This is a genomic window from Streptomyces sp. NPDC002671 (assembly GCF_053592475.1).
Genome location: NZ_JBSFVU010000169.1, coordinates 1 through 1338, shown reverse-complemented (window position 1 = coordinate 1338; position 1338 = coordinate 1). Strand labels below are relative to the sequence as shown.

Below are 1338 nucleotides of genomic sequence, written 5' to 3'. Positions count from 1 at the left end.
ACAATGCCGTTGCTTGAGCTACTGAACTATTGATGGGTGCAAGGTGATGACCTTCGCTGACGTCTTGCGGGTGGGCCAGCGCACCTGGCCCTTGGCCCGGAAGGAGTACTTCGAGTCGGGGCGCTTGATCAGGCGGTCGGCTTCGCGTCTGCGTCGTGGTCCACTGTCGAGTTTCCGGATCAGCTTCGATGCCAGCATGGCCATGAACTTGCCGATCTTCACCGTGGTGTTCGCGGTCTGACTGACCACACTGCGCCGCACGTGCTTGAGCACCTTGACGAACGAGACCCGGTCCGGGTCGATCTTTCCGCCGTCGGCGAGTTCCATGATGATCCGGATCAGACAGTGGTGGACGACCAGATGTGCCCACGCCTCCTGGCGCGCCAAATCCGGGTCGCCGGAGCGCAGGACCTGCTGCGGACCGCGCTGAAAGGTCTTGACCTGGCGATATGAGGATTCAGCTTCCCACCTGTCGCTGTACAGGGCGGCGAGTTCGGCTGCCGGGTGCTGCCCGGGGTCGAGCAGGTCCGTCAGTAGCCGGATCACCTCGCCGCCGTCGACCCGGTACTCGACCACGCGCAGCACGACGTGCCCCGGTGCTGCCCGCTTCTGTCCGGCCAGATTCATCCGGGCCAGGTACGTCCCGTCCGGCAGGTATTCGATCGGCCGTGCCGCCACACACGAGCGTGCCCGGATCACCAGGTGGGCACCCGCGTCGGTATAGGCACGCCACAGAGCCACCCCGGGGAAGCCCCTGTCCATGATCACGAGCATGCCGTCGGCCGACGCGGCGAGTTGGATCGCCAACTCCGGCTCGCCGTTGCAGAACCCGCCCACCGCCGCGTCGATCTGCGCGTGAGTCCCGATCTCAGTCAACGTCACCACTCTCACCTGGGGAAACCCCGCGTCCTGGCCGCGTGCGTCCTTCATCCCGCCCAGCTGACGCCGATTCGCCTCGCTCTCCGGCACATCCAGCCTGAATCCGTCCACCGCGGCCAGACGCATCCCACGGTAGAAGGAGCCCTCCAGACCAGCGGGTGCCAACGGGCCGGCCAGCCCACGAAACACCATCTCCAGGACCCGCGGCCCCAGTCGCCTGCGGGCCCGCGTGAACGAGGACTTGTTCGGGATGCTGCCACTCAACTCGGCGATGCAGCCGACTAGTTGCTCCGCAACGTCGTCGTAGGAGTCCTGCTGGAACAAGGCCAGCGCGAGTGTGAAGTAGACCATGAACCCGGCCGGCAGCGCCCCCGGCTTCTTGTCACGGACCCCGCATTTCCCCAGCGCCTCAGTGATGAGCTCCGGCGTCACCCACCGGGTCACCGCCCCCAGCCGCAC

The 1338-nt window shown here is 66.2% G+C and carries 1 protein-coding gene; it reads right to left on the bottom strand.

Annotation, left to right across the window (positions count from 1 at the left end):
* Positions 1 to 18: 18 nt before the first annotated feature.
* Positions 19 to 1338, bottom strand: a 1320-nt coding sequence (locus tag ACWD35_RS45505; RefSeq protein ID WP_451357181.1) for an IS4 family transposase, incomplete at its 5' end; no start/stop codon positions are given.